The following is a 1,337-nucleotide window of genomic DNA, read 5'->3' as shown; positions in this document are numbered from 1 at the left end:
AAGCACTGATGAATCCCCTAATGATTTTTATCAAAATCATTAAGTTAAGGTAGATACACATCTTGTCATATGATCAAATGGTTTCGCCAAAAATCAATAATCAGACAACAAAATGTGCGAACTCGATATTTTACACGACTCTCTTTACCAATTCTGCCCCGAATTACACTTAAAACGACTCAACAGCTTAACGTTGGCTTGCCACGCCTTACTTGACTGTAAAACTCTCACTCTTACCGAACTTGGCCGTAACCTGCCAACCAAAGCGAGAACAAAACATAACATCAAACGAATCGACCGATTGTTAGGTAATCGTCACCTCCACAAAGAGCGACTCGCTGTATACCGTTGGCATGCTAGCTTTATCTGTTCGGGCAATACGATGCCCATTGTACTTGTTGACTGGTCTGATATYCGTGAGCAAAAACGRCTTATGGTATTGCGAGCTTCAGTCGCACTACACGGTCGTTCTGTTACTCTTTATGAGAAAGCGTTCCCGCTTTCAGAGCAATGTTCAAAGAAAGCTCATGACCAATTTCTAGCCGACCTTGCGAGCATTCTACCGAGTAACACCACACCGCTCATTGTCAGTGATGCTGGCTTTAAAGTGCCATGGTATAAATCCGTTGAGAAGCTGGGTTGGTACTGGTTAAGTCGAGTAAGAGGAAAAGTACAATATGCAGACCTAGGAGCGGAAAACTGGAAACCTATCAGCAACTTACATGATATGTCATCTAGTCACTCAAAGACTTTAGGCTATAAGAGGCTGACTAAAAGCAATCCAATCTCATGCCAAATTCTATTGTATAAATCTCGCTCTAAAGGCCGAAAAAATCAGCGCTCGACACGGACTCATTGTCACCACCCGTCACCTAAAATCTACTCAGCGTCGGCAAAGGAGCCATGGRTTCTAGCAACTAACTTACCTGTTGAAATTCGAACACCCAAACAACTTGTTAATATCTATTCGAAGCGAATGCAGATTGAAGAAACCTTCCGAGACTTGAAAAGTCCTGCCTACGGACTAGGCCTACGCCATAGCCGAACGAGCAGCTCAGAGCGTTTTGATATCATGCTGCTAATCGCCCTGATGCTTCAACTAACATGTTGGCTTRCGGGCGTTCATGCTCAGAAACAAGGTTGGGACAAGCACTTCCAGGCTAACACAGTCAGAAATCGAAACGTACTCTCAACAGTTCGCTTAGGCATGGAAGTTTTGCGGCATTCTGGCTACACAATAACAAGGGAAGACTCACTCGTGGCTGCAACCCTGCTTACTCAAAATCTATTCACACATGGTTACGTTTTGGGGAAATTATGAGGGGATCTCTCAGTGC

Annotated in this window: 1 protein-coding gene; it reads left to right on the top strand. The window is 44.0% G+C overall.

Annotated elements, in window-relative coordinates:
- Positions 1-112: 112 nt before the first annotated feature.
- Entirely contained in the window at positions 113-1,321 is a 1,209-nt protein-coding gene (locus DZ860_RS23700; protein WP_120035715.1) for an IS4-like element ISVsa5 family transposase, read from the top strand.
- Positions 1,322-1,337: the final 16 nt, after the last annotated feature.

Source organism: Vibrio sinensis, assembly GCF_003605645.1.
GTDB lineage: Bacteria > Pseudomonadota > Gammaproteobacteria > Enterobacterales > Vibrionaceae > Vibrio > Vibrio sinensis.
This window is presented reverse-complemented; position numbering and strand designations above follow the sequence as displayed.